Origin of the sequence: Streptomyces sp. NPDC017993, assembly GCF_044328065.1 — a bacterium.
Lineage (GTDB): Bacteria > Actinomycetota > Actinomycetes > Streptomycetales > Streptomycetaceae > Streptomyces.
The window spans coordinates 103,898-128,836 of the sequence record NZ_JBIRGO010000007.1; the positions used below are offsets into that span (position 1 = coordinate 103,898).

Below are 24,939 nucleotides of genomic sequence, written 5' to 3' on the forward strand. Positions count from 1 at the left end.
CTTTCAGAGGCCGGGGATCCGGCCGTTGCGGAAGAGGTCCACGAAGATCTGGTGATCGGCCCGGGCGCGCGCGCCGTAGGAGTGCGCGAAGTCCACCAGGACCTCGGCGAAGCCGTCCTCGTCGGCCGCGATGGCCGCGTCGATGGCGCGTTCGGTGGAGAACGGCACGAGGGAGTGACCGCTCTCGTCGTCCGCCGCGGCGTGCATGGTGGCCGTCGCCCGCCCCAGGTCGGCCACCACGGCGGCGATCTCCTCGGGGTCGTCGATGTCCGACCAGTCCAGGTCGACGGCGTACGGCGAGATCTCGGCGACCAGCTGGCCCGCGCCGTCCAGCTCGGTCCAGCCCAGCCACGGGTCGGCGTGTGCCTGCAGGGCGCGCTGCGAGATGACCGTGCGGTGGCCCTCGTGCTGGAAATACGCGCGCGCCTCCGGATCGGTGACGTGTCGCGAGACGGCAGGGGTCTGCGCCTGCTTCATGTAGATGACGACGTCGTTCTCCAGGGCGTCGCTGTTGCCCTCCAGCAGGATGTTGTACGACGGCAGGCCGGCCGAGCCGATACCGATGCCGCGCCGCCCGACCACGTCCTTGACCCGGTAGGAGTCCGGGCGGTTCAGGCTCGACTCCGGCAGCGTCTCCAGATAGCCGTCGAAGGCCGAAAGGATCTTGTAGCGGGTCGCGGCGTCCAGCTCGACGCTGCCGCCGCCCGCCGCGAAGCGCCGCTCGAAGTCCCGGATCTCCGTCATCGAGTCCAGCAGTCCGAAGCGGGTCAGCGACCGGGCGTCGCGCAGGGCGTCCAGCAGGGGGCCCTCGGCGGTGTCCAGGGTGAAGGGCGGCACCTCGTCGTCCTTGGCGCCGGTGGCCAGGGCGTGGATGCGCTCACGGTAGGCGGCGGCGTAGGTGCGCACCACGTCGGTGATCTGCTCGTCGCTGAGGGCCTTGGCGTAGCCGATCAGCGCGGCCGAGGCGGCGAACCGCTTGACGTCCCAGAGGAAGGGCCCGACGTAGGCCTCGTCGAAGTCGTTGACGTTGAAGATCAGCCGGCCGGTGGAGTCCATGTACGTGCCGAAGTTCTCGGCGTGCAGATCGCCGTGGATCCAGACCCGGGAGGTCCGCTCGTCCAGATACGGGCCGCTGCTCGCGCCGCCGTCCGCCTCTCCGCTGCCCGCCGCCTCCAGGTCGCGGTAGAACAGGCACGCCGTCCCCCGGTAGAAGGCGAAGGCGGAGGTGGCCATCTTGCGGAATTTCACGCGGAAGGCCGCGGGGTCGGCGGAGAGCAGCTCCCCGAAGGCGGTGTCGAAGACGGCGAGAATCTCCTCGCCGCGCTGCGCGGCGTCCGGTGCCGGGGCGTGCTGGGACGACATCGCTGGGTGCCTCCTGAGGTGCGCGGACGACGCGGCGGTCCGTGTCGTGAGGACGTGATGCGGCGTCGTCACCGGCGACACGGCGACGACGAGATGTCACCCGGACCGGTTACGACGACCTGTCACTGACAACGGGCGAGGCTACTCGCGAGTGCCCGGAAGTGGTGAGGGGGGACGCGGGGGCACCGCTGTTGTCAGTGGGGAGTCGTAGACTTCGAGACCGTCTCACCCGTCCCCCGGCCGCTGCCGGAGGGGCCCGCCGACCCTTCCCGGAGGTCTTCCGCCGTGGCCAAGCCGCCCTTCACGCACCTGCACGTCCACACCCAGTACTCGCTGCTGGACGGTGCCGCGCGGCTGAAGGACATGTTCGCGGCGTGCAACGAGATGGGGATGTCACACATCGCCATGTCCGACCACGGCAACCTCCACGGCGCCTACGACTTCTTCCACTCCGCGCAGAAGGCCGGGGTGACGCCGATCATCGGGATCGAGGCGTATGTCGCGCCGGAGTCGCGGCGCAACAAGCGCAAGATCCAGTGGGGCCAGCCGCACCAGAAGCGCGATGACGTCTCCGGTTCGGGTGGTTACACCCACAAGACGATCTGGGCGGCGAACAAGACCGGTCTGCACAACCTCTTCCGGCTGTCCTCGGACGCGTACGCGGAGGGCTGGCTGACGAAGTGGCCGCGGATGGACAAGGAGACCATCGCCCAGTGGTCCGAGGGACTGATCGCCTCCACCGGCTGCCCCTCCGGTGAACTGCAGACCCGGCTCCGGCTGGGGCAGTACGACGAGGCCCGCAAGGCCGCGGGGGAGTACCAGGACATCTTCGGCAAGGACCGGTACTTCCTGGAGCTGATGGACCACGGCATCGAGATCGAGCGCCGGGTCCGCGACGACCTGCTGAAGATCGGCAAGGAACTCGGCATCCCGCCGCTGGTGACGAACGACTCGCACTACACCTACGCCCACGAGTCCACGGCGCACGACGCGCTGCTGTGCATCCAGACCGGCAAGAACCTCTCCGACCCGGACCGCTTCCGGTTCGACGGCACCGGCTACTACCTCAAGTCCACGGACGAGATGTACGCCATCGACTCCTCGGACGCCTGGCAGCAGGGCTGCGCCAACACCCGCCTGATCGCCGATCAGATCGACACCGCGGGGATGTTCGAGAAGCGCGACCTGATGCCGAAGTTCGACATCCCGGCGGGCTTCACGGAGGTCACCTGGTTCCAGGAGGAGGTCCGGGTCGGCATGCAGCGCCGCTACCCGGGCGGTGTCCCCGAGGACCGGCAGAAGCAGGCCGAGTACGAGATGGACATCATCATCCAGATGGGGTTCCCCGGCTACTTCCTCGTCGTCGCCGACTTCATCATGTGGGCCAAGAACAACGGCATCGCGGTGGGCCCCGGCCGAGGCTCCGCGGCCGGTTCGATCGTCGCGTACGCCATGGGCATCACCGACCTCGACCCGATCACCCACGGACTGATCTTCGAGCGGTTCCTCAACCCCGAGCGCGTCTCCATGCCCGATGTCGACATCGACTTCGACGAGCGCAGGCGCGTCGAAGTGATCCGTTATGTCACGGAGAAGTACGGCGCCGACAAGGTCGCCATGATCGGCACCTACGGCAAGATCAAGGCCAAGAACGCCATCAAGGACTCCGCGCGCGTCCTGGGCTATCCGTACGCGATGGGCGACCGCCTCACCAAGGCGATGCCCGCCGATGTTCTCGGCAAGGGCATCGACCTCAGCGGTATCACCGACCCCCAGCACCCGCGCTACAGCGAGGCGGGCGAGATCCGGGGGATGTACGAGAGCGAACCGGACGTGAAGAAGGTCATCGACACCGCCAAGGGCGTCGAGGGCCTGGTCCGGCAGATGGGTGTGCACGCGGCCGGCGTGATCATGTCCAGCGAGCCCATCGTCGACCACGCCCCGGTCTGGGTCCGGCACACCGACAACGTCACCATCACGCAGTGGGACTACCCGCAGTGCGAGTCGCTCGGCCTGCTGAAGATGGACTTCCTGGGCCTGCGCAACCTCACCATCATGGACGACGCCGTCAAGATGGTGCGGAAGAACAAGGGCGTCGAGCTGGAGATGCTCTCCATCCCGCTGGACGACCCCAAGACCTACGAAATGCTCTGCCGCGGTGACACGCTCGGCGTCTTCCAGTTCGACGGCGGCCCGATGCGCTCGCTGCTGCGGCTGATGAAGCCCGACAACTTCGAGGACATTTCCGCCGTCTCGGCCCTGTACCGCCCGGGCCCGATGGGCATGGACTCGCACACCAACTACGCACTGCGCAAGAACGGCCTCCAGGAGATCACCCCGATCCACCCGGAGCTGGAGGAGCCCCTCAAGGAGGTCCTCGGCCTCACCCACGGCCTGATCGTGTACCAGGAGCAGGTGCAGAAGGCCGCCCAGATCATCGCCGGGTACTCCCTCGGCGAGGCCGACATCCTGCGCCGTGTGATGGGCAAGAAGAAGCCCGAGGAGCTGGCGAAGAACTTCGTGCTCTTCCAGGAGGGCGCACGCAAGAACAACTTCTCCGACCAGGCCATCCAGGCCCTGTGGGACGTCCTGGTCCCGTTCGCCGGCTACGCCTTCAACAAGGCGCACTCCTCGGCGTACGGCCTGGTCACCTACTGGACCGCCTACCTCAAGGCCAATTACCCGGCGGAGTACATGTCCGCGCTGCTCACCTCGGTGCGCGACGACAAGGACAAGTCGGCGGTGTATCTCAACGAGTGCCGCCGCATGGGCATCAAGGTGCTGCCGCCCAACGTCAACGAGTCCGAGGCGAACTTCGCCGCCCAGGGCGACGACGTGATCCTCTTCGGCCTCACCGCGGTCCGCAACGTCGGCCAGAACGTCGTCGACTCGATCATCCGCTCCCGCAAGGCGAAGGGGAAGTACCTCTCCTTCCCCGACTACCTCGACAAGGTCGAGGCCGCCGCCTGCAACAAGCGCACCACCGAGTCGCTGATCAAGGCGGGTGCCTTCGACGAGATGGGGCACACCCGCAAGGGCCTGACCGCGCACTACGAACCGATGATCGACAACGTCGTGCAGGTCAAGCGCAAGGAGGCCGAGGGACAGTTCGACCTCTTCGGTGGCATGGGCGACGACACCGCGGACGAGGGCCCCGGCTTCGGGCTGGACGTCGAGTTCTCGGACATCGAATGGGACAAGGCCTATCTGCTCGCCCAGGAGCGCGAGATGCTCGGCCTGTACGTCTCCGACCACCCGCTCTTCGGCCTGGAGCACGTCCTGAGCGACAAGGCCGACGCGGCGATCTCCCAGCTCACCGGCGGTGACTACTCCGACGGCTCGATCGTCACCATCGGCGGCATCATCTCGGGCCTGCAGCGCAAGATGACCAAGCAGGGCAACGCCTGGGCGATCGCCACCGTCGAGGACCTCGCCGGCTCCATCGACTGCATGTTCTTCCCGGCCACCTACCAACTGGTCTCGACCCAACTCGTCGAGGACACCGTGGTGTTCGTCAAGGGGCGGCTCGACAAGCGCGAGGACATCCCGCGGCTGGTCGCCATGGAGATGATGGTTCCCGACCTGTCGGAGGCGGGCACCAACGCTCCCGTGACGATCACCATCCCGACGGTCAAGGTCACCCCGCCGATGGTCGAGAAGCTCGGCGAGGTCCTCAGCAGCCACCGAGGCTCCACGGAGGTGCGGATCAAGCTGCAGGGGGCGCGGAAGACCACGGTGCTCCGGCTCGACCGCCACCGGGTCACACCCGACCCGTCCCTGTTCGGCGATCTGAAGGTGCTGCTCGGCCCGTCCTGCCTGGCGGGCTGAGGCCGCCGACCCGCGGCGGGGACGCTCCAGGAGGGCGGCGGCCCTTCCCGGGTCCGGCGTGTCAGCCGGGGCCACGCCGCCACGCCGCGCAGGACAGCGTCGGCGGCAGCAGGGCCGCATGTGTGAGGGGCGCGCCCGCAAGTGGGCGCGCCCCTCAACTCATGCGTACACCACGTCAGTTGTGGCCGAAGCGGCGCTGGTGCCGACGGGCGACGTCTGCCGGGCTGCCCTGTGCGGGCTGCTGCGGCTGGGAGATGGCCTCGATGGCCGACTTCTGTGCCTGCTCGTGGCCGCGCTCGGCCTGGCTGGCTTTCTGCTGCTTACTTCGGTCCTTCTTGCTCTTGGCCATGGCCGGTGCCTCCTGAGGGGGATCCTGGGATCGGGGCCGGGACCAGACTTACACGCCGGACAGAAGACTGCATTTCGGACAATTACCCTGCGTGACAGGGTGGGTCGCGACCTGAGTCCTGTCGCCCCGCCGAATCCGCCACGCCGATGATCGAGTTCGGGCAGATAACCCCCGTACGGTCGGGCAGACTCGAAGGCAAGCCGAAGGAAACTCGTGCCACAGGCCGAGCCGGGGGGCGACCGGACTTCAGCACCTCAGGGAAGAGGGTGGAACGTGGATCGCTGCGTCGTCCTGGTGGACGCCGGATATTTGCTCGGCGCCGCTGCGAGTCTGCTCGCCGGAGAGCCCGCCCGGTCCCGGATCACCGTCGACCACGCCGCCCTCATCCAGGGGCTGCGGCAGCGCGCGGAAGGCGACACCGAACAGCCGCTGCTGCGGATCTACTGGTTCGACGGCGCCCCCGACCGCGTCCCGCAGCCCGAGCACCGCCGGCTGCGCGTCATGCCGCGGGTCACCGTCCGGCTCGGCGCTCTCACCCGCAGCGACGGCCGCTGGGCACAGAAGGGCGTGGACGCCGCCATGCACGCCGAGCTGACCGAACTCGCCCGCAATCGCGCCTGCTCCGACATCGTGCTCGTCACCGGCGACGGCGATCTGCTCCCGGGCCTGATGTCGGCCAAGGAGCACGGCGTCGCGGTCCACCTGTGGGCCGTACAGGCCGCGGACGGCGACTACAACCAGTCGGAGGATCTCGTCGCCGAGGCCGACGAGCGGCGGGTGCTCGACCGGGCGTGGATCACCCGCGCGGTGCGGGCCAAGGAATTCGGCGGCCCCTGCGCGCCGCCGCCCGTGCCCCGCCCGGAGATCGCCGCGATCCTCTCCGCGCCGCTGCCGGAGTCCGCGGTCGCGGCAGCGGCGGCGGCCGCCGCCTCGGCCACCGGACCGGACGCCGCCGAGCGCCCCCACGAAGGCGCCGGTTCCCGCGACGCCGCCGCGCCCGGGGCCGACGGCGACGCGGAAGCCGGCCGGGAGCCGGGTGCCGGCGCCAAGGTCGTCCCCACCCCCAAGGACCTCGCGGGACTGGGCCGCGCCCACGCCGCCGGCCAAGGCCCGGCCGCCCCGCAGAACGGCGCCCAGTCGGTGCCCGCGCCCAGTGCCACCCTGCGCTGGTCCTCCGACAAAGGGTGGGTCGAACGCGGCGGCGGTGGTCCGGTGGGGGAACCGTCCGAGACGGCGTCCTTGCCGACCCTGGCCCAGCTGACCAGTGCCGAGCAGCGCTGGGCCGACCGCGAGGAGGACATCACCGCGGTCAGCGGCGACCCCTTCGAGGTCGGCCAGGTCTTCGCCCGCCGCTGGACCGAACGGCTCTCCGACGCCGCGCATCTGCAGCAGCTGTCCACGGAGTACCCCCGCATTCCGCACCGCATCGACGGCGAACTGCTGCGCTACGCCGCCCGGTTCGGACTGCTTGCCCACAAAGACGACCAGATCGACGAACACGACCGTTACGCGATCCGTGCCGGGTTCTGGCGCGAAGTGGATCTGCGCACCGCCGCGGAGCACGCACCGGCCGGGAGCTGACGGCCCGTACCCGGGCCTCGTACCCCCGGTCACGCCCGGCCCGTGGAGCCCCGCGGGCCGGGGACGGCCTGAGGACGCGTACCCTCATAGCTCGTGAGGACGGGCGCAAAACAGGTGGAGCGCGGCGGGACGGTGTGCGCCGTGCGGGACCTGGTCAAGACGTACCCCGCGATGCGCGGGCGCCGCGGCGCGGCACAGGCGCCTGCCGTACGGGCCAGTGACGGCATCACCCTGGACGTACACCGCGGCGAGATCTTCGGGCTGCTCGGCCCCAACGGAGCCGGCAAGTCCACCCTGGTCCGTCAGCTGACCGGACTGCTGCGGCCGGACTCCGGCAGCGTCTCGGTGCTCGGCCATGACCTGGTGCGCCATCCGGAGAGAGCCTCCAGGTTGCTCGGCTACCTCGGCCAGGAGTCCACCGCGCTGGACGAGCTGACGGTCTCGCTGGCCGTGGAGACCACCGGCCGGCTGCGTGGTCTGGGCGTACGCGAGGCGCGGGCCGAGCGGGACGCCGTGGTCGGCGAACTCGGCCTCGCCGACATCGCCGGGCGCCCGCTGAAGAAACTGTCCGGCGGGCAGCGCCGGCTGGCGTGCTTCGCGACCGTCCTGATCGGCGAGCGCCCCCTGCTGGTGCTGGACGAGCCGACCACCGGCATGGACCCGGTCGCGCGGCGCGCCGTGTGGGCCGCGGTGGACCGGCGCCGGGGCGAGCGGGGTGCCACCGTGGTGCTGGTGACGCACAACGTGCTGGAGGCCGAGAGTGTGCTGGACCGGGTCGCGGTGATCGACCGGGGACGCGTCATCGCCTGCGACACGCCCGGCGGGCTGAAGGACATGGTGGGGGAGGAGGTCCGGCTGGAATTGGTGTGGCGCGATCAGCCGCCGCTGCACGTTCCCGAGATCGCCGAGCTGCACACCATCGCGCATGTCTCCGGCCGCCGCTGGACCCTGCGGCTGCCCGCCGACCGGGCCCGCGCCGCCGTGGCGACCGTCACCGCGGGACCGGCGTTCGCCGCCCTCGACGACTTCACGCTCGCGACGCCCAGCCTGGAGGATGTCTACCTCGCTCTCGGCGGGCGCGCGGAGGGGCTGGTCAAGGCGTGAGGCAGGTCGGGCCTGGAAAAGGGCCGTGGCGTACGCGGGACGTAACGAGGAAGTCTGGGGTGAAGGCGTGAGTGTGGTTCCCGCGCAGGCGGTGACCGGGGCCGAGACGGCATCCCCCGACGCCGGGGCATGGCCCGACGGCGACCCGGCCGCCCCGCTGGCGCCCCGCGCCCGCCTGGTGCCCGCACTCGGCGCCGTCTACCGTGCCCAGCTCTCCCGGGCCAGGGTCGCGCGCATCCCCCTGCTCTTCGTCGCCACCTTCCAGTCCGTCGGCATCATGGTGCTGATGCGCGGCGTCGTCGACGGCGGCGACGAGGCGCGGGCCGTGGTGTCCGGCTCCAGCGTGCTGGTCGTGGCGTTCGTGGCGCTCAACCTGCTGGCGCAGTACTTCGGCCAGCTGCGCGCCGGCGGCGGCCTCGACCACTACGCGACGCTGCCGGTGCCGCCCGCCGCCGTGGTGCTCGGCGCGGCCGGCGCGTACGCCTCGTTCACCGTGCCGGGGACGGTGGTCACCGCAGTCACCGGCTGTGTGCTCTTCCAGCTGCCGATGGCCAACCTGTGGGTACTGGCCGCGGTGATCCCGCTGTCCGGCGCCGCCCTCGCCGGCCTCGGCGCGGCCCTCGGGCTGCTCGCGCCGCGCCAGGAACTCGCCACCCTCTGCGGCCAGCTGGGCATGTCGGCCGCGTTGCTGCTGGGCGTGCTGCCCGCCGGGCGGCTGCCCGCGGTGATCGGCTACGCCCGGGACCTGCTGCCCTCCACGTACGGGGTCGAGGCGCTGACCCGCAGCTTCGACGCCCATCCGGACTGGGTGGTGATCTGCGCCGACCTGGGCGTCTGCGCGGCTGTCGGGGTGCTCTCGCTGGCCGTCGCGACCTGGGCGTACCGCAGGGCGGCGGCCCGGTGAGCGCCGCCACGGGCGGGCCGGGCCGTCCCTCTGCCGACCGCACGGCGCCGACCTGGCACGATGACGGGGTGACCGCACCGCTGACGCCACGCGACAACCAACCGCCCGAAGAGCCGCACCACCCCACGGCCACGCCTGCCGGGGGACACGGGGCCACCGCCGACCCGGGGGCGCACGGCCCGGACGGGGAACACGGCGGCCTCGGCGGCCCCGAATTCGCCCGCGAGCTGCGTGAAGCGGCCCTGATCGCGCTCGTCGTCGCGGTGAGCGGCGTGCTGCTCGGCGTGCTGTGGGCATGGCTGGCGCCGAAGGTCCCGCTGATCGCGGACACCCGCAACGTCTACCTCAAGAACACCGAGGGCGAGGAGGCGATCGGCGCGGACGGCACGTTCGTCCTGCTGTCGCTGGCCTTCGGCCTGTTCTGTGCCGCCGTGGTGTTCCTCATCCGCCGGCGGGGCGGGATTCCGCTGGTGGTGGCGCTCGTCGTGGGCGGACTGCTGGGCGCGCTGGCCGGCTGGGTGACGGGTATGTGGCTGGGCCCCGGCCCGGACGTCGCCGCGCACGCCAAGCAGGTCGGCCCGGGCGTCACCTTCTACGGCCCGCTGCGGCTCCAGGCCAAGGGCGCGCTGCTGGCCTGGCCGATCGCGGCGATGCTGGGGCAGCTGGTGCTGACCGGGCTGTTCGGACCGCGCGACCCGGAGCCCGGGGAGCCGATGGAGCCGGACTGGTCCGGTCACCGCCGGCAGGAGCCGCCGGCCGGCTGACGGCCGCAGCGACAGCCAAGCCCGGCCCGCGGCCGTCCCTCAGGAGGAGCGACGGCCGCCGCCGGGGTTCAGGCGCGGGCGATCCGCGCGATCCGGGCGCCGGTGAGAGCGGCCAGGTCCGCGGGGGACAGCTCGACCTCCAGGCCGCGCCGGCCCGCGGAGACGCAGACCGTAGGGCGCCCCTCGGCCGACGCGTCGAGGACCGTGGGCAGCCGTTTGCGCTGGCCCAGTGGGGAGATCCCGCCGAGGACGTAACCGGTGCTGCGTTCGGCCGCCGCCGGATCGGCCATGGCCGCCCGTTTGCCGCCCACCGCGGCCGCCAGCGCCTTGAGGTCCAGGGAACCGGACACCGGCACCACGGCGACCGTGAGTGCCCCGTCCACGTCCGCGAGCAGGGTCTTGAACACCTGGTCGGGCGTGACGCCGAGGGCTGTCGCCGCCTCCTCGCCGTAGGACGGCGCGGCCGGGTCGTGCGCGTAGGAGTGCACGGTGAACGGGACGCCGGAGGCGGCGAGCGCCACCGTCGCGGGCGTACCGCCGCCGGACTGCTGTGCCTTGCTGCTCTGCTTCGACTTCTTCGACAACGCTGCGGCGCCTTGCGTCAGTTGGGACTGGTCGGCTGCCGGGTCAGATCCACGGCCGGCAGTGACGGGAGCTTACCGAGCAGCGCCGACTCCTGACGAAGGAGTTTCAGCTCCTGCGCCAGCCGCGTCGCGGTGTCCGGTGCCTGGAGCAGCCGCTGCTTGGCGGGCACGTCCAGCACCGCCGCGGCGGCGACGAGATACGACAGTACGGACGGGTCCGCCGGCAGGTCCTGGCCGCTGGAAAGGGTCCGCTCGTTCGCCCAGGCCAGGCGCTTCTGGTAGGTCCGGAAGGCCCGTACGACGCCGGAGGCGAGGGCGCCCGCGCTGTCGCCCTCTTCCTCCTCCAGCTCTTCCATCTCGCCGGTCAGATACGGGCCGGTGGCGTCCACCGACAGCAGCCGGAAGCGGGTGGTGCCGGTGGCCAGCACTTCGTAGCCGGTGTCGTCATCCGTGGACTTCTCCCGGATGGTCGCCGCGTCCGCGACACAGCCCACGGCGTGGAACGCCTTCATCGGCTCGTCCCCGAAGCCCGCGGCAGGGCCTTCCGCGGCGGGCAGGGTCGCGTCCGGCATGCCCTGGGCGGTGGCCGCGACCTCGCGGCCGTCGCGGATCGCCACCACGCCGAAGCGGCGGTCGTCCTCGGGCATCGCGCTCAGGTCGCGCATCATCGCCCGGTACCGCGCCTCGAAGATGTTCAGCGGGAGCACGAGCCCCGGGAAGAGCACCGAGTTCAACGGGAAGAGCGGCAGGCGCACGGAGGTCACAGTCGGTAAGCCTAGAGGAGTGGGTCGGAAGTTCTGCCTGCGGGGAGGCGCCGAAATGCGCGTCCGCCACTACTGCCGCCGCAACAGCCGCGACGCACCCGCAGCGACCGTCGTGGCCAGCACCCAACCGGCGAGGATCAGGATCGCCGCCGCCCACTGCGCACCGCCGGCCGGCTTCCAGGCGGCGCCCTGGTAGAGGTCGATCACCGGCAGCAGCAGGTCGAGGGAGTACAGGAACGGATTCCACGGCGGCGCCTCGCCCGGCTTGAGCGGGGGCGGCGGCGACTGGCTGAAGTAGATCGTGCCGATCGCCCACAGGATGGCCATCCACACCGCGGCCCGCCCCGGGCGATAGCCGTACGCCACCGTCCAGTCCTGCAGGAAGCCCCAGGTCTTCGCCGCCACCGGGAGCGTCTCCCGGCGCCGCCGCTGCTTGGCCAGCAACACCTCCCGGGCGTCGGCGTCCTCACCGCTGCTGCGCAGGGCGGTGGCCAGCATCTCGTACGGTTCCGGCGCGTACTCCGGGGTCGCCGCGGCCACCCACTGCACCCGCAGCGGGAGCGGGAAGTGACCGCGCGGGATCAGCGTTTCGTAGGCGAAGCCGGCCATCCACAGCCCGCCCAGGCCCGGCCAGCTCGCCGACTTGTCGACCAGGTTGACGACCCGGGCGCCCGAGAGGATCACCCGGCCGCGCTGCGGCCGCTCACACAGGAACCGCAGCTCAGGGGTCTGGATCCGGCGCAGCGACAGCTCCTGGTCGGACTCCATGACGAAGCGGGCGTGCTCCAGGTCGAGCGCGTCGCCGAACCGGCCGTCGTCGAGCCGCATGCCGCCCTCGCACTCGAAGCGCTGCATGCGGGTGCCGCGTGAGGGGGTGTTGGTGACGCCGTAGGGGGGCGTGGCGTTGCTGGAGAACGGGGAGTTCGCAAGCCCGGCGGCGGTCAGGTAGAGAGTGCGCTCGACGGTCAGCTGGGGGGCGTTCAGCGCGCGGCGGCCGAAGGGGTTGCTCAGCCGGCTGCCCCGCAGGCTCAACGACACGCCGATGGTGGCGCCGCGCAGCGACAGCTCGCCGTACGACTCCATCATCTCGGCCTGGAGGTCCTGAGCGACGGTCATGCCGTCCGCCATGATCGAGCGGCCCTGCCGGTCCTTGTGCACCACCGTCTGGTTCAGCAGCAGGTCCGTGCCGATGTGCGCGTCGGTGAGGCGGATGCCGGAGTGCACCACGCAGCGCGGCAGATGCAGATCGCCTTCGGTGTGCAGCCGGGCCGCCTCCACCCGGGGTATCGCGCAGTTGACCAGCCGCAGCGTGGTGAACCTGCTCTCGGGCAGGACCACCTCGGCCTCGAAGCGGCAGTCGCGCAGCTCCACGAATGGCTTGATCGTGCCGCCCGCAAGGTCGAGAGTGTCCGTGATGTACGCGCCGGTGAGCTTGAGGGCGGAGACCCGGCCCGGCTGCGGGCTCGGCCCGTCCAGTAGCAGCAGCGCCACGACCCGGGCCCGCACCCGGCGCTCCGGGCCCCACAGGTGCTGCCCGTGCGGATCGTCCCTGGCCGGGTCGCCGATGTGCAGGTCGCAGGTGCTGCCGTTGCGAAATGCCTGCCACATGCTCCATTCCGCCGATGTCAGCTGCAGGTCGGCGGGCGCGTCGCCTTCCCCGGGCTCGGTCACAGTGGGTCCCCCTTTTTCGGTCTTCACGGCAGTGGCGACGTCCGTCGTGCGTGGTCCACACGTGTGCCACAGGTGTCCCCGTACGCCTGTACGGGGCCCTTGCCCCGCCCGTGACTGCTTGAACACGCGTGGTCAGGGCCAACTCCGGTCAACTTCGCGCGGCCGGCCCCGATGCGTGTCCGGGCTGTGTGTGGCTGTGTATCACTGAGTGATACGCCCGGTCGGGCGCGAGATCGGGTCTGAGACACTGGGAGGGTGATCTCCCGAATCGATCTGCGCGGTGACGCCCTCCCCGAGGGCGGCGCCCTGCGCGACCTGCTGCCCCGTGCCGAGTTCGACGTGGAAGCCGCCCTGGAGAAGGTGCGGCCCATCTGCGAGGACGTACGCCATCGTGGCACCGCGGCGCTGATCGATTATGCGCGGCGGTTCGACGGCGTCGAGATCGAGCGGGCGCGGGTGCCGGCCGAGGCCCTCAGCCGCGCGCTCCAGGAACTCGACCCGGCGGTCCGTGCCGCGCTGGAGGAGTCCATCCGGCGTGCCCGGATCGTCCACCGCGAGCAGCGCCGTACGGACACCACCACCAAGGTCGTCCCCGGCGGCACGGTCACCGAGCGCTGGGTGCCGGTCGAGCGGGTCGGGCTGTACGTCCCCGGCGGCCTGGCGGTCTACCCGTCGTCCGTCGTGATGAACGTCGTCCCCGCCCAGGAAGCCGGCGTCGAGGGCATCGCCGTCACCTCCCCGCCGCAGAAGGCATTCGGCGGCCTGCCGCACCCGACGATCCTCGCCGCCTGCGCCCTGCTCGGCGTCGACGAGGTCTACGCCGCCGGCGGCGCCCACGCCATCGCGATGTTCGCGTACGGCACCGAGGAGTGCCTGCCCGTCAATCTCGTCACGGGCCCCGGCAACATCTACGTCGCCTCCGCCAAGCGCCTGCTCAAGGGCCGCATCGGCATCGACGCGGAGGCCGGGCCCACCGAGATCGCGATCCTCGCCGACGACACCGCCGACCCCGAGCACGTCGCCGCCGACCTGATCAGCCAGGCCGAGCACGACACCCTCGCCGCGGCCGTCCTGGTCACCGACTCGACCGAGCTCGCCGAGGCCGTGGAGGCCGCGCTCAAGGAGCAGGTCGAGGCCACCAAGCACACCGAGCGGATCACCGAGGCGCTGGCCGGGCAGCAGTCCGCGATCGTCCTCGTCGACGGCATCGACCAGGGTCTGAAGGTCGTCGACGCCTACGGCGCCGAGCACCTCGAAATCCAGACCGCCGACGCCACCGCCGTCGCCGCCCGCGTCCGCAACGCCGGCGCGATCTTCGTCGGCCCGTACGCCCCGGTCTCGCTCGGCGACTACTGCGCGGGCTCCAACCACGTCCTGCCCACCGGCGGCTGCGCCTGCCACTCCTCGGGCCTGTCCGTGCAGTCGTTCCTGCGCGGCATCCACGTCGTGGACTACTCCCGCGACGCGCTCGCGGAGGTCGCCCACCATGTGGTGACCCTCGCCGAGGCCGAGGACCTCCCGGCCCACGGCGCCGCGCTGAAGGCCAGGTTCGACTGGAAGGTTCCGCAGAGCAAGTGAGCAGGCACGTGACCCGCACCCCCTCCTCGTCCCGCATCGACGCGCTCCCCATCCGCGACGAGCTGCGGGGCAAGTCCCCCTACGGCGCCCCGCAGCTGGACGTCCCCGTACGCCTGAACACCAACGAGAACCCCTATCCGCTGCCCGAGGCGCTGGTGCGGCGGATCGCCGAGCGGGTCACCGACGCGGCCCGGCAGCTCAACCGCTACCCCGACCGGGACGCCGTCGAGCTGCGCACCGAGCTGGCCGCGTACCTCACCCGCACCGCCGGCCACGAGGTCGGCGCCGACCAGGTCTGGGCCGCCAACGGCTCCAACGAGGTCATCCAGCAGCTGCTGCAGACCTTCGGCGGACCGGGCCGCACCGCCCTCGGCTTCGAGCCGTCGTACTCCATGCACGGCCTGATCTCGCGCGGCACGGGTACCGGCTGGATCGCCGGCGCGCGCAACGACGACTTCACCATCGATGTCGCCGCGGCCCGCGCCGAGATCGCCGAGCACCGGCCCGACGTGGTCTTCATCTGCTCGCCGAACAACCCCACCGGCACCGCCGTCGACGCCGACACCGTCCTCGCGCTGTACGACGCGGCGCAGGCGGCCAAGGCCGACAGCGCCGGGGCGCTGGTCGTGATCGACGAGGCGTACGGCGAGTTCAGCCACCGCCCTTCGCTGCTGTCGCTGATCGAGGGCCGGCCGAATCTGGTCGTCTCCCGGACCATGTCCAAGGCGTTCGGCGCCGCCGGGCTCCGGCTGGGCTACCTCGCCGCCGACGCCGCCGTCGTCGACGCCGTCCAGCTCGTCCGGCTGCCCTACCACCTCTCGTCCGTCACCCAGGCCACCGCGCTCGCCGCCCTGGAGCACACCGACACGCTCCTGAAGTACGTCGAGCAGCTCAAGACCGAACGCGACCGCCTGGTCACCGAGCTGCGCGCGGCCGGCTGCGAGGTCGTCGACTCCGACGCCAACTTCGTGCAGTTCGGCCTCTTCGAGGACTCGCACGCCACCTGGCAGGCCATCCTCGACCACGGCGTGCTGGTCCGCGACAACGGCGTACCGGGCTGGCTGCGCGTCAGCGCCGGCACCCCGGCCGAGAACGACGCGTTCCTCGACGCCGTGCGCGCGGTCCTCAAGGAGAACAGGCGATGAGCCGCACGGCAGACGTACCGCAGCTTCCGGGGCACGGGCCCCGGACCCCCAGCCGAGTCCGCGGTCACCGCGCGTCGGACCCGTACCGCCAGCACGAACCAGGAGTATCGCGATGACCCGCGTCGGACGCGTGGAGCGCACCACCAAGGAGACCTCGGTCCTCGTCGAGATCGATCTCGACGGCACCGGCCAGGTCGATGTGTCGACAGGTGTCGGCTTCTACGACCACATGCTCGACCAGCTCGGCCGGCACGGTCTCTTCGACCTCAAGGTCAAGACCGACGGTGACCTGCACATCGACACCCACCACACCATCGAGGACACCGCCCTCGCCCTGGGTGCCGCCTTCAAGCAGGCCCTCGGCGACAAGGTCGGCATCTACCGCTTCGGCAACTGCACCGTCCCGCTGGACGAGTCGCTCGCCCAGGTCACCGTCGACCTCTCCGGCCGGCCGTACCTGATCCACACCGAGCCCGAGTCGATCGCGCCGATGATCGGCAGCTACGACACGACGATGACCCGGCACATCTTCGAGTCCTTCGTCGCGCAGGCCCAGATCGCCCTGCACATCCACGTCCCGTACGGCCGCAACGCCCACCACATCGTGGAGTGCCAGTTCAAGGCCCTCGCCCGCGCCCTGCGCTACGCCAGCGAGCGCGACCCCCGTGCGGCCGGGATCCTTCCCTCGACCAAGGGTGCCCTGTGAACGGACTGTCGACCGTCTTCATCCTCGTCGGCCTCTTCCTGCTCGGTGGCGTCTACTCCTTCTGGAAGCAGCAGCTGCCCAAGAGCGTGATCACCCTGCTCGCCATCGGCTCCGCGCTGTGCCTGGTGGCGGGTGTCATGCGGCTGGAGGTGTGGAATTGACCGCCCCCAAGAAGGTCGTCGTCTTCGACTACGGCTTCGGCAACATCCGCTCCGCCGAGCGCGCCCTGGCACACGTCGGCGCCGAGGTGGAGATCACCCGGGACTATGACCGCGCGATGAACGCCGACGGCCTGCTGGTCCCCGGCGTCGGCGCGTTCGCCTCCTGCATGCAGGGTCTGAAGGACGCCCGCGGCGACTGGATCGTCGGCCGCCGGCTGTCCGGCGGCCGCCCCGTCATGGGCATCTGCGTCGGCATGCAGATCCTCTTCGGGCGCGGCATCGAGCACGGTGTGGAGGCCGAGGGCCTGGACGAGTGGCCCGGCACGGTCGGCCCGCTCAAGGCCGACGTCGTCCCGCACATGGGCTGGAACACCGTCGAGGCCGCCGAGGGCTCCCAGCTCTTCGCCGGCCTGGACCGCGACGCCCGCTACTACTTCGTGCACTCCTACGCGGTACACGACTGGGAGCTGGAGTCAGGCAACCCGCACATCGCCAGCCCCAAGGTCACCTGGACCACGCACGGCGCCCCGTTCGTGTCCGCGGTCGAGAACGGCCCGCTGTGGGCCACCCAGTTCCACCCCGAGAAGTCCGGCGACGCCGGTGCCCAGCTCCTGACCAATTGGATCGAGACCCTGTAATGCCGAACGCGTCGAAGCTCGAACTGCTCCCCGCCGTCGATGTCCGTGACGGCCAGGCCGTCCGCCTCGTCCACGGCGAGTCCGGCTCCGAGACCTCCTACGGCGACCCGCTCCAGGCGGCCCTCGCCTGGCAGCAGGCAGGCGCCGAATGGCTGCACCTCGTCGACCTCGACGCGGCCTTCGGCACCGGCGACAACCGGGCGCAGATCGCCGAGGTCGCCCGCTCGATGGACATCAAGGTCGAGCTGTCCGGCGGTATCCGCGACGACGCGTCGCTGGCCGCCGCGCTCGCCACCGGCTGCCGTCGCGTCAACCTGGGCACCGCGGCCCTGGAGACCCCCGAGTGGGTCGCCAAGGTCATCGCCGAGCACGGCGACCAGATCGCGGTCGGCCTCGACGTGCGCGGGACGACGCTGCGCGGCCGCGGCTGGACCCGGGACGGCGGCGACCTCTACGAGACGCTGGCCCGCCTGGACTCCGAGGGCTGTGCCCGCTACGTCGTCACCGACATCAACAAGGACGGCACCCTCCAGGGCCCCAACCTGGAGCTGCTCAAGAACGTCTGCGCGGCCACCGACCGGCCCGTCGTCGCCTCCGGTGGGGTCTCCTCGCTTGACGATCTGCGGGCACTTGCGACCCTGGTACCGGAAGGTGTCGAAGGCGCGATCGTCGGCAAGGCGCTCTACGCGAAGGCGTTCACGCTGGAAGAGGCCCTCGCGGCAGTGTCGTAAACGGAGTGACCGAAAGGCGGCGTGATGAGCATCGAGCGCGTACGGACCGACAGTTCCTGGGGAGAGGCCATCGGCTTCTCGCGCGCCGTGGCGGCCGGTGACCGGGTCCTGGTCGCCGGCACCATGCCGCTGATCGACGGCGTCCTGCACGGTGAGGGCGACCCCTACGAGCAGACCAGGGTCGCCCTCGCCCACGCGCTGACGGCCCTGACCCCCTTCGGTCTGGGTGCGGACGCCGTGGTGCGCACCCGCCTGTATCTCACCCACGCACGCGATGTGGACGCCGTCGGCCGCGCCCACCGGGAGGTCTTCGCCGCCGTCCCGCCCGCCACGACGCTGGTCGTGGTCTCCGGATTCGTCGACTCCCGCGTGCTGGTCGAAGTAGAACTCGAAGCCTTCCGAGAAACCCCCGAGGAGCCTGACCAATGACCCTGGCGGTCCGTGTCATCCCCTGCCTGGACGTGGACAACGGCCGGGTCGTCAAGGGCGTGAACTTCCAGAACCTCCGCGACGCCGGTGACCCCGTGGAGATGGCCAAGATCTACGGCGAGGAGGGCGCCGACGAGCTGACCTTCCTGGACATCACCGCCTCCTCCGGCAACCGCGAGACGACCTACGACGTCGTCCGCCGCACCGCCGAGCAGGTCTTCATCCCGCTCACGGTCGGCGGCGGGGTCCGCACCGCGGAGGACGTCGACAAGCTCCTGCGGGCGGGTGCCGACAAGGTGGGCGTCAACACCGCCGCCATCGCCCGGCCGGAGCTGATCCGGGAGATCGCCGAACGCTTCGGCAGCCAGGTCCTGGTGCTGTCGGTGGACGCCCGCCGCACCGACACCGGCTCCTTCGAGGTCACCACGCACGGCGGCCGCCGCTCCGCCGGCATCGACGCCGTGGAATGGGCGCACCGCGCCGCCGAGTTGGGCGCAGGCGAGATCCTGCTGAACTCCATGGACGCCGACGGCACCAAGGACGGCTACGACATCGAGATGATCGAGGCGGTACGCAAGCACGTCACCGTCCCGGTCATCGCCTCCGGCGGCGCGGGCAGGCTGGACCACTTCGCGCCGGCCGTGGCCGCCGGCGCCGACGCGGTCCTCGCCGCCTCCGTCTTCCACTTCGGCGACCTGCGCATCGGCCAGGTCAAGGACACGCTCCGCGAGGCGGGGCACCCGGTGCGGTAGCGGCGCACCCGGTACGGACGGGCGCCCCGCCCACGCCCGTCACTTCCCCTTGCGCGCCGCCCGGACGAACTCGCGGTTCATCTTCGTGATGCTGAACAGCGGGATGCCCTTGGGGCAGGCCGTGGCGCACTCGCCGGTGAGGGTGCAGCCGCCGAAGCCCTCGTCGTCCATCCGGCCGACCATGTCCAGGACGCGGGACTCGCGCTCCGGCGAGCCCTGCGGCAGGACGTTGAGGTGGTTGACCTTCGCCGAGGTGAAGAGCATCGCCGAGCCGTTGGGGCAGGCCGCCACGCAGGCGCCGCAGCCGATGCACTCGGCGTGCTCGAAGGCGGCGTCGGCCGCCGGCTTGGGGACGGCGGTGGCGTGCGCCTCGGGGGCGGCGCCGGTCGGGGCGGTGATGTAGCCGCCGGACTCGATGATCCGGTCGAAGGCGGAACGGTCGACGACCAGGTCCTTGACGACCGGGAACGCCGCGGCGCGCCAGGGCTCGATGTCGATGGTGTCGCCGTCGGCGAAGGACCGCATGTGCAGCTGGCACGTGGTGGTGCGCTCGGGGCCGTGCGCGTCGCCGTTGATGACGAGCGAGCAGGCGCCGCAGATGCCCTCGCGGCAGTCGTGGTCGAAGGCGACCGGGTCGTCACCGCCCAGGATGAGTTCCTCGTTGAGGGTGTCCAGCATCTCCAGGAAGGACATGTCGGAGGAAATGCCGTCCACCTCGTACGTGGACATGGTGCCGGCGGCGTCGGCGTTCTTCTGGCGCCAGACGCGCAGGGTGAGCTTCATGCGTAGCTCCGCTGAGTGGGGTGGACGTACTCGAAGACCAGGTCTTCCTTGTGGAGGGTGGGGGCGCCGCCGGTGGCGGTGAACTCCCAGGCGGCGGCGTAGGAGAACTCCTCGTCGCGGCGCTCGGCCTCGCCGTCCGGGGTCTGGGACTCCTCGCGGAAGTGACCGCCGCAGGACTCGGCCCGGTGCAGCGCGTCGAGGCACATCAGCTCGGCGAGTTCCAGGTAGTCGACGACGCGGTTGGCCTTCTCCAGCGACTGGTTGAACTCCGCGCCGGTGCCGGGGACCTTGATGCGGCGCCAGAACTCCTCGCGGATCTGCGGGATCCGGTCGAGGGCCTTGCGCAGGCCCTCGTCGGTACGCGCCATCCCGCAGTACTCCCACATGAGTTCGCCGATCTCGCGGTGGAAGGAGTCCGGCGTCCGGTCCCCGTCCACGGCCAGCAGCGCGGTGAGCCGTTCCTCGGTCTGCCGCACGGTCGCCGCCGCCTCCGGGTGAGAGCCGTCGACCGCGTCGTTGTGCGGATTGCGGGCGAGGTAGTCGTTGATGGTGGACGGCAGCACGAAGTATCCGTCGGCCAGCCCCTGCATCAGGGCGGAGGCACCGAGCCGGTTGGCGCCGTGGTCGGAGAAGTTGGCCTCGCCGATTGCGAACAGGCCGGGGACGGCGGTCTGGAGGTCGTAGTCGACCCAGAGCCCGCCCATCGTGTAGTGCACGGCCGGGTAGATCCGCATCGGGACCTCGTAGGGGTCCTCGTCGGTGATCCGGGCGTACATGTCGAAGAGGTTGCCGTACTTCGCCTCGACGGCCTTGCGGCCCATCCGGGCGATGGCGTCGGCGAAGTCGAGGTAGACGCCCTGGCCGCCGGGGCCCACCCCGCGCCCCTCGTCGCACACGTTCTTCGCCGCCCGGGAGGCGATGTCGCGGGGGACGAGATTGCCGAAGGCCGGGTAGATCCGCTCCAGGTAGTAATCGCGCTCGTCCTCGGGAATGTCCTTCGGCGACCGCGCGTCACCCCGGGCCTTCGGCACCCAGATGCGGCCGTCGTTACGCAGCGACTCACTCATCAGCGTCAGCTTGGACTGGTGGTCGCCGGTGCGTGGGATGCAGGTCGGGTGGATCTGGGTGAAGCAGGGGTTGGCGAAATAGGCGCCGCGCCGGTGCGCCCGCCAGACGGCGGTCGCGTTGGAGTTCATGGCGTTGGTGGAGAGGTAGAAGACGTTGCCGTAGCCACCCGAGGCCAGCACCACCGCGTCCGCGAAGTAGGTGTCGATCTTCCCGGTGATCAGGTCGCGGGCGACGATGCCGCGGGCCCGTCCGTCCACCACGATCAGGTCCAGCATCTCGGTGCGGGAGTGCATCTCCACGTTCCCCGCCGCGATCTGCCGCGACAGCGCCTGGTAGGCGCCGAGCAGCAGCTGCTGCCCCGTCTGGCCGCGGGCGTAGAAGGTCCGGGAGACCTGGACGCCGCCGAACGAGCGGGTGTCGAGCAGCCCGCCGTACTCGCGGGCGAACGGCACACCCTGCGCCACGCACTGGTCGATGATCTCCACCGAGACCTGCGCCAGCCGGTGCACGTTCGACTCGCGGGCGCGGAAGTCGCCGCCCTTGACGGTGTCGTAGAAGAGGCGGTGGATGGAGTCGCCGTCGTTGCGGTAGTTCTTGGCGGCGTTGATCCCGCCCTGCGCGGCGATGGAGTGGGCCCGGCGCGGTGAGTCCTGGTAGCAGAACTGCACGACGTGGTAGCCCTGTTCGGCGAGCGTGGCGCCGGCGGCGCCGCCCGCCAGGCCGGTGCCGACGACGATCACGGTGTGCTTGCGCCGGTTGGCCGGGTTGACCAGTTTCGCCTCGAAGCGGCGGGTGTCCCAGCGCTCGGCGATCGGGCCCTCGGGAGCCTTGGCGTCGGCGACCGGGGTGCCGGTCGCGTAGTCGGTGTATGCGGTCACGTCAGCTCACCCATCCGGTCATGACGGCGACGGGCACGGAGACGAAGCCCGCCGTCAGCAGCAGCGCGAGAACAGTGGCGGTCGTCCTGAGGACCCGGTCCCGGGCGGCGCTGCCGGCGCCGAGGGTCTGGGCCGCGCTCCAGAAGCCGTGCCGGACGTGCAGCCCCAGGGCCAGCATCGCCACGATGTAGACGGTGTTGCCGTACCAGGTCGAGAAGGTCGCCACGACGTTCTCGTACGGGTGGCCGGCCTCGGCGCGCGGATTCACCGTCAGCGTCGTCAGGTCCAGGAGGTGCCAGACGATGAACAGGCCCAGGATGACGCCGCCCCAGCGCATGGTGCGGGTGGCGTAGCTCGTCCGGCGCCGCTTGCTCCGCTGCCCTGCGGCGGGGCGGGCGTACTTCACCGGCCGGGCCGCGATGTCCCGCCGGCTGAGCTGGTAGGCGGCCACGGCATGTGTCACCACCGCGGCGACCAGCACCACCCGCGCGATCCACAGGAACCACTCGTGGTGCAGGAAGGGCTCGCCGATGGTGCGCAGCCAGGCCGCGTAGCCGTTGAAGTCCACCGACCCGAAGAAGATCTTGAGGTTGCCCAGCATGTGGACGACCAGATACAGCAGCATCACGATGCCGCTGACGGCCATGGCCGTCTTCTTGCCGACGGTCGAGCCCCACAGGAGGCCGGCGAAGGACGGCCGTCGATCCGTCCGTGTGTCCAGTGCCATGAGTCCTGACGGTAGGGACGCCGACCCCGATCAGTCCAAGACATGAAACGGCTCATCTCCATAGTCCCAGCCTATTGACGCTTACGATGGCGACCATGCAGCTCCAACAGCTCCGCTATTTCACCGCGGTGGCCGACACCCGCCACTTCACCCGCGCCGCCGAGCGCGAACATGTGGCGCAGCCCTCCCTTTCCCAGCAGATCCGCTCCCTGGAGCGGGAGTTGGGCGCCGAGCTGTTCCATCGCGCGCGCGGCCACATCACCCTCACGGACGCCGGGGAGACCCTGCTCCCGCTCGCGCGCCGCATCCTGGCCGACGCCGAGACGGCGCGCCGCGAGGTCCAGGAGGTCGCCCAGCTGCGCCGCGGGCGCCTGCGCCTCGGCGCCCCGCCCAGTCTCTGCGCGAGCCTGGTCCCCGACGTCCTCAGGGCCTTCCACGCCACCTATCCGGGGGTGGACCTGATCGTCACCGAGGACGGCTCCCAGGACCTCGTGCGCGCACTCGCCGACGGCGAACTGGACCTGGCCCTGATCATCACGCCGCTGCCCGTCCAGGCGCCCGCCCTGGCCACCTCGGAGCTGCTGCGTGAGGAACTGGTCGTGGTCTCGGCCCCCGACCGCCCGGCCCCCGGGGGCCGGGCGGTCGGCATCGGCGTCGAGGATCTGCGCGGCCGCCCGCTCGCGATGTTCCGGCGCGGCTACGACCTGCGGGAATTCACCACCGCGGCGTGCCGGGCGGCCGGCTTCGAGCCGACCTTCACCGTGGAGGGCGGCGAGATGGACGCCGTCCTCGGCTTCGTCCGGGCCGGTCTGGGCGTCGCCGTGGTCCCCAGCATGGTCGCCGAGCGCTCCGGCCTGCGGGTCACCCGCTTCTCGACCCCCGGCATGCACCGCGTGGTCTCCGTGGCGCACCGCGGCGACGTCTCCCCGCCCCGCGCCGCGCGCGAACTGGAACGCATCCTGATGGAGCACCTGGACGTGGGCCTGGCCTGACCGGGCGCAACGCGGATACGGGTGGACACCGGGCAGGGAGCTCGACATGGCGGGCCCGGCCCGGCGCGTCCCCCGCTGTCGGCGGGGGGACGCCCGGCCCGGCCACGGTCACAGCCCGAGTTCGGCCTGCCTCACCCGTGCCACCGCGTCCTTGTCGCCGTCCAGCTCCACATCGGCCACCGCCTGCCGGCCGAAGGTGAACATCGTCAGCTCTCCGGGCTCCCCGACGACCGTGACCACCGGAGTGCCCCGATGAGCCACCGCCGTCCGCCCGTCCGGCCGCCGCAGCACCAGCCCGACCGGAGACTTACGCCCCAGCACCCGGGACAACCGCTCGATCCGGGTCCACAGGGCGTCCGAGAACACCGGATCCAGCGCCCGCGGGGCCCAGTCCGGCTGCGCCCGCCGCACGTCCTCGGCGTGGACGTAGAACTCGACGGTGTTGGACGCCTCGTCGATCTGCTTCAGGGCGAACGGCGACAGCCGCGGCGGCCCGGTCCTGATGAGCTGGATCAGCTCCTCGTAGGGCTTGGCCGCGAACTCCGCCTGCACCCGCTCCAGCCGCGCGGCCAGCGGCTTGACGAGGATCCCGCCGGCCGCGTCGGCCCGCCGCTCGCGCACCACCAGATGCGCGGCCAGTTCCCGCGTCGTCCAGCCCTTGCACAGAGTCGGCGCGTCGGGGCCGGCGCTCTCCAACAGGTCGGCGAAAAGGAGTCGTTCACGCTTCGCATGGGTCGACATACGGTCAGCCTACGACCGGCCTCCCGGCACTGCCACGGCACCGCGCGTCCCGGGGCGCGCGGGTCCGGGGCCCGGACGCCGGAACGCCGCCGCTCACGGCCACCACAGCACCACGTTCACCGCCACCACAGCACCACGCTCACCACCACCGCAGCCGCGAAAACCGAGCCCAGCACGACCACCGCGACCCTGCCGGCGCGGTCCGGGTCCGGTTCCTGCGGCGGTGGCGGGCGGGGCGGCTGCTGCTGATGCATGTCAGCAGGATGCCGCACGGCACAATGGACACCATGAGCAGCCGCGCCGCCGAGCAGGACCCCGCCCCGTCCTCTCCCGCCCCCACCCTCGACCCCGCCGTCGCCGCCCGCCTCAAGCGCGGCGCCGATGGCCTCGTCCCCGCCATCGCCCAGCAGTACGACACCGGCGAGGTGCTGATGCTCGGCTGGATGGACGACGAGGCACTGCGCCGCACGCTCACCACCGGCCGCTGCACGTACTGGTCGCGCAGCCGCCAGGAGTACTGGGTCAAGGGCGACACCTCGGGCCACGTCCAGCACGTCAAGTCCGTCGCCCTGGACTGCGACGCCGACACCGTTCTGGTCAAGGTCGACCAGGTCGGCGCCGCCTGCCACACCGGCGACCGCACCTGCTTCGACGCGGATGTGCTGACCCCCACGCCCCACACGGACCAGTAGGCTCCGC

Annotated in this window: 25 protein-coding genes; 15 read left to right on the forward strand and 10 right to left on the reverse strand. The window is 71.2% G+C overall.

Features of this window, described 5'->3' with window-relative positions; all coding sequences use genetic code 11:
- Positions 1-3: 3 nt before the first annotated feature.
- The gene (locus ACH4FH_RS14605) at positions 4-1,362 is read right to left on the reverse strand and encodes a DUF2252 domain-containing protein (RefSeq protein WP_398556167.1); all 1,359 of its coding nucleotides are present in this window, start codon (positions 1,360-1,362) and stop codon (positions 4-6) included.
- 285 nt (positions 1,363-1,647) lie between these two features.
- Between ACH4FH_RS14605 and dnaE the strand changes: the two genes are divergently transcribed.
- Positions 1,648-5,190, forward strand: coding sequence for a DNA polymerase III subunit alpha (gene dnaE / locus ACH4FH_RS14610; protein WP_398556168.1), 3,543 nt, complete (start codon positions 1,648-1,650; stop codon positions 5,188-5,190).
- 175 nt (positions 5,191-5,365) lie between these two features.
- Here the strand turns inward: dnaE and ACH4FH_RS14615 are convergent, their stop codons facing one another.
- Positions 5,366-5,539: a hypothetical protein gene (locus ACH4FH_RS14615; protein ID WP_398556169.1), complete on the reverse strand. Its 174-nt coding sequence runs from the start codon at positions 5,537-5,539 to the stop codon at positions 5,366-5,368.
- A 273-nt stretch (positions 5,540-5,812) separates the two neighbouring features.
- Here ACH4FH_RS14615 and ACH4FH_RS14620 point away from each other — a divergent pair, with 273 nt between their 5' ends.
- The 4 genes from ACH4FH_RS14620 to ACH4FH_RS14635 all read left to right on the forward strand — a co-directional run bounded on the left by ACH4FH_RS14620 (position 5,813) and on the right by ACH4FH_RS14635 (position 9,892).
- Complete coding sequence (locus ACH4FH_RS14620; protein ID WP_398556170.1) at positions 5,813-7,120, forward strand: NYN domain-containing protein; 1,308 nt, start codon at positions 5,813-5,815, stop codon at positions 7,118-7,120.
- Between the two features lie 132 nt (positions 7,121-7,252).
- On the forward strand, positions 7,253-8,224 hold the full coding sequence (locus ACH4FH_RS14625; RefSeq protein ID WP_398556405.1) for an ABC transporter ATP-binding protein: 972 nt from the start codon (positions 7,253-7,255) through the stop codon (positions 8,222-8,224).
- A gap of 73 nt (positions 8,225-8,297) precedes the next feature.
- Complete coding sequence (locus ACH4FH_RS14630; protein ID WP_398556406.1) at positions 8,298-9,128, forward strand: ABC transporter permease; 831 nt, start codon at positions 8,298-8,300, stop codon at positions 9,126-9,128.
- Between the two features lie 68 nt (positions 9,129-9,196).
- Positions 9,197-9,892, forward strand: coding sequence for an ABC transporter permease (locus tag ACH4FH_RS14635; RefSeq protein ID WP_398556171.1), 696 nt, complete (start codon positions 9,197-9,199; stop codon positions 9,890-9,892).
- 68 nt (positions 9,893-9,960) lie between these two features.
- Here ACH4FH_RS14635 and ybaK read toward each other — a convergent pair whose 3' ends face one another.
- The 3 genes from ybaK to ACH4FH_RS14650 all read right to left on the reverse strand — a co-directional run bounded on the left by ybaK (position 9,961) and on the right by ACH4FH_RS14650 (position 12,911).
- Positions 9,961-10,476 carry a Cys-tRNA(Pro) deacylase gene (gene ybaK / locus ACH4FH_RS14640; RefSeq protein WP_398556172.1) on the reverse strand — a complete coding sequence of 172 codons (516 nt, stop codon included), beginning with the start codon at positions 10,474-10,476 and terminating at the stop codon, positions 9,961-9,963.
- A gap of 17 nt (positions 10,477-10,493) precedes the next feature.
- Positions 10,494-11,240: an LON peptidase substrate-binding domain-containing protein gene (locus ACH4FH_RS14645; protein WP_398556173.1), complete on the reverse strand. Its 747-nt coding sequence runs from the start codon at positions 11,238-11,240 to the stop codon at positions 10,494-10,496.
- A gap of 69 nt (positions 11,241-11,309) precedes the next feature.
- A complete protein-coding gene (locus tag ACH4FH_RS14650; protein WP_398556174.1) occupies positions 11,310-12,911 on the reverse strand; it encodes an oxidoreductase in 1,602 nt (533 codons plus the stop codon).
- Positions 12,912-13,166: 255 nt separating this feature from the next.
- Here ACH4FH_RS14650 and hisD point away from each other — a divergent pair, with 255 nt between their 5' ends.
- From hisD to hisF, 8 genes are all read left to right on the forward strand, one after another.
- Positions 13,167-14,489 (forward strand): histidinol dehydrogenase, encoded by a 1,323-nt coding sequence (gene hisD, locus ACH4FH_RS14655; protein ID WP_398556175.1) that lies wholly within the window; start codon positions 13,167-13,169, stop codon positions 14,487-14,489.
- Positions 14,486-15,634: a histidinol-phosphate transaminase gene (locus ACH4FH_RS14660; protein ID WP_398556176.1), complete on the forward strand. Its 1,149-nt coding sequence runs from the start codon at positions 14,486-14,488 to the stop codon at positions 15,632-15,634. The genes hisD and ACH4FH_RS14660 overlap by 4 nt, the downstream gene beginning before the upstream one ends.
- Positions 15,635-15,746: 112 nt before the next feature.
- Complete coding sequence (hisB, locus tag ACH4FH_RS14665; RefSeq protein ID WP_398556177.1) at positions 15,747-16,340, forward strand: imidazoleglycerol-phosphate dehydratase HisB; 594 nt, start codon at positions 15,747-15,749, stop codon at positions 16,338-16,340.
- Positions 16,337-16,501, forward strand: a complete 165-nt coding sequence (locus tag ACH4FH_RS14670) for a hypothetical protein (protein WP_393892317.1) — start codon at positions 16,337-16,339, stop codon at positions 16,499-16,501. Before hisB ends, ACH4FH_RS14670 begins: the two co-directional genes overlap by 4 nt.
- The gene (gene hisH, locus ACH4FH_RS14675; RefSeq protein WP_398556178.1) at positions 16,492-17,139 is read left to right on the forward strand and encodes an imidazole glycerol phosphate synthase subunit HisH; all 648 of its coding nucleotides are present in this window, start codon (positions 16,492-16,494) and stop codon (positions 17,137-17,139) included. Before ACH4FH_RS14670 ends, hisH begins: the two co-directional genes overlap by 10 nt.
- The gene (gene priA, locus ACH4FH_RS14680) at positions 17,139-17,870 is read left to right on the forward strand and encodes a bifunctional 1-(5-phosphoribosyl)-5-((5-phosphoribosylamino)methylideneamino)imidazole-4-carboxamide isomerase/phosphoribosylanthranilate isomerase PriA (RefSeq protein ID WP_393892319.1); all 732 of its coding nucleotides are present in this window, start codon (positions 17,139-17,141) and stop codon (positions 17,868-17,870) included. The genes hisH and priA overlap by 1 nt, the downstream gene beginning before the upstream one ends.
- 24 nt (positions 17,871-17,894) lie before the next feature.
- Positions 17,895-18,299: a Rid family hydrolase gene (locus ACH4FH_RS14685; RefSeq protein WP_398556179.1), complete on the forward strand. Its 405-nt coding sequence runs from the start codon at positions 17,895-17,897 to the stop codon at positions 18,297-18,299.
- Positions 18,296-19,051, forward strand: coding sequence for an imidazole glycerol phosphate synthase subunit HisF (hisF, locus tag ACH4FH_RS14690; protein WP_398556180.1), 756 nt, complete (start codon positions 18,296-18,298; stop codon positions 19,049-19,051). Before ACH4FH_RS14685 ends, hisF begins: the two co-directional genes overlap by 4 nt.
- A 39-nt stretch (positions 19,052-19,090) precedes the next feature.
- Here hisF and ACH4FH_RS14695 read toward each other — a convergent pair whose 3' ends face one another.
- From ACH4FH_RS14695 to ACH4FH_RS14705, 3 genes are read right to left on the reverse strand one after another with little or no spacing between them, the layout of a single operon-like run.
- Positions 19,091-19,834, reverse strand: a complete 744-nt coding sequence (locus ACH4FH_RS14695; protein WP_398556181.1) for a succinate dehydrogenase/fumarate reductase iron-sulfur subunit — start codon at positions 19,832-19,834, stop codon at positions 19,091-19,093.
- On the reverse strand, positions 19,831-21,780 hold the full coding sequence (locus ACH4FH_RS14700; protein ID WP_398556182.1) for a fumarate reductase/succinate dehydrogenase flavoprotein subunit: 1,950 nt from the start codon (positions 21,778-21,780) through the stop codon (positions 19,831-19,833). Before ACH4FH_RS14700 ends, ACH4FH_RS14695 begins: the two co-directional genes overlap by 4 nt.
- Position 21,781: 1 nt before the next feature.
- Positions 21,782-22,507 (reverse strand): succinate dehydrogenase, encoded by a 726-nt coding sequence (locus ACH4FH_RS14705; protein WP_398556183.1) that lies wholly within the window; start codon positions 22,505-22,507, stop codon positions 21,782-21,784.
- 95 nt (positions 22,508-22,602) lie between these two features.
- Between ACH4FH_RS14705 and ACH4FH_RS14710 the strand changes: the two genes are divergently transcribed.
- Positions 22,603-23,499, forward strand: coding sequence for a LysR family transcriptional regulator (locus ACH4FH_RS14710; protein WP_398556184.1), 897 nt, complete (start codon positions 22,603-22,605; stop codon positions 23,497-23,499).
- Positions 23,500-23,607: 108 nt separating this feature from the next.
- On the opposite strand, the gene ACH4FH_RS14715 is transcribed toward ACH4FH_RS14710, so the two are convergent.
- Together ACH4FH_RS14715 and ACH4FH_RS14720 are read right to left on the reverse strand one after the other, a co-directional pair.
- The gene (locus ACH4FH_RS14715) at positions 23,608-24,240 is read right to left on the reverse strand and encodes a TIGR03085 family metal-binding protein (RefSeq protein ID WP_398556185.1); all 633 of its coding nucleotides are present in this window, start codon (positions 24,238-24,240) and stop codon (positions 23,608-23,610) included.
- 116 nt (positions 24,241-24,356) lie between these two features.
- Entirely contained in the window at positions 24,357-24,494 is a 138-nt protein-coding gene (locus ACH4FH_RS14720) for a hypothetical protein (protein ID WP_398556186.1), read from the reverse strand.
- 24 nt (positions 24,495-24,518) lie between these two features.
- Between ACH4FH_RS14720 and hisI the strand changes: the two genes are divergently transcribed.
- Entirely contained in the window at positions 24,519-24,932 is a 414-nt protein-coding gene (gene hisI, locus ACH4FH_RS14725) for a phosphoribosyl-AMP cyclohydrolase (RefSeq protein WP_398556187.1), read from the forward strand.
- The last annotated feature ends 7 nt before the right edge of the window (positions 24,933-24,939 follow it).

Bases quoted from the DNA above. Each gene is read 5' to 3' on its own strand.
- ACH4FH_RS14605 (WP_398556167.1), bottom strand. From the start codon at position 1,362: ATGTCGTCCCAGCACGCCCCGGCACCGGACGCCGCGCAGCGCGGCGAG.
- ACH4FH_RS14615 (WP_398556169.1), bottom strand. From the start codon at position 5,539: ATGGCCAAGAGCAAGAAGGACCGAAGTAAGCAGCAGAAAGCCAGCCAG.
- hisB (WP_398556177.1), top strand. From the start codon at position 15,747: ATGACCCGCGTCGGACGCGTGGAGCGCACCACCAAGGAGACCTCGGTC.
- priA (WP_393892319.1), top strand. From the start codon at position 17,139: ATGCCGAACGCGTCGAAGCTCGAACTGCTCCCCGCCGTCGATGTCCGT.
- ACH4FH_RS14685 (WP_398556179.1), top strand. From the start codon at position 17,895: ATGAGCATCGAGCGCGTACGGACCGACAGTTCCTGGGGAGAGGCCATC.
- hisF (WP_398556180.1), top strand. From the start codon at position 18,296: ATGACCCTGGCGGTCCGTGTCATCCCCTGCCTGGACGTGGACAACGGC.
- ACH4FH_RS14695 (WP_398556181.1), bottom strand. From the start codon at position 19,834: ATGAAGCTCACCCTGCGCGTCTGGCGCCAGAAGAACGCCGACGCCGCC.
- ACH4FH_RS14705 (WP_398556183.1), bottom strand. From the start codon at position 22,507: ATGGCACTGGACACACGGACGGATCGACGGCCGTCCTTCGCCGGCCTC.
- ACH4FH_RS14710 (WP_398556184.1), top strand. From the start codon at position 22,603: ATGCAGCTCCAACAGCTCCGCTATTTCACCGCGGTGGCCGACACCCGC.
- ACH4FH_RS14715 (WP_398556185.1), bottom strand. From the start codon at position 24,240: ATGTCGACCCATGCGAAGCGTGAACGACTCCTTTTCGCCGACCTGTTG.
- ACH4FH_RS14720 (WP_398556186.1), bottom strand. From the start codon at position 24,494: ATGCATCAGCAGCAGCCGCCCCGCCCGCCACCGCCGCAGGAACCGGAC.
- hisI (WP_398556187.1), top strand. From the start codon at position 24,519: ATGGACACCATGAGCAGCCGCGCCGCCGAGCAGGACCCCGCCCCGTCC.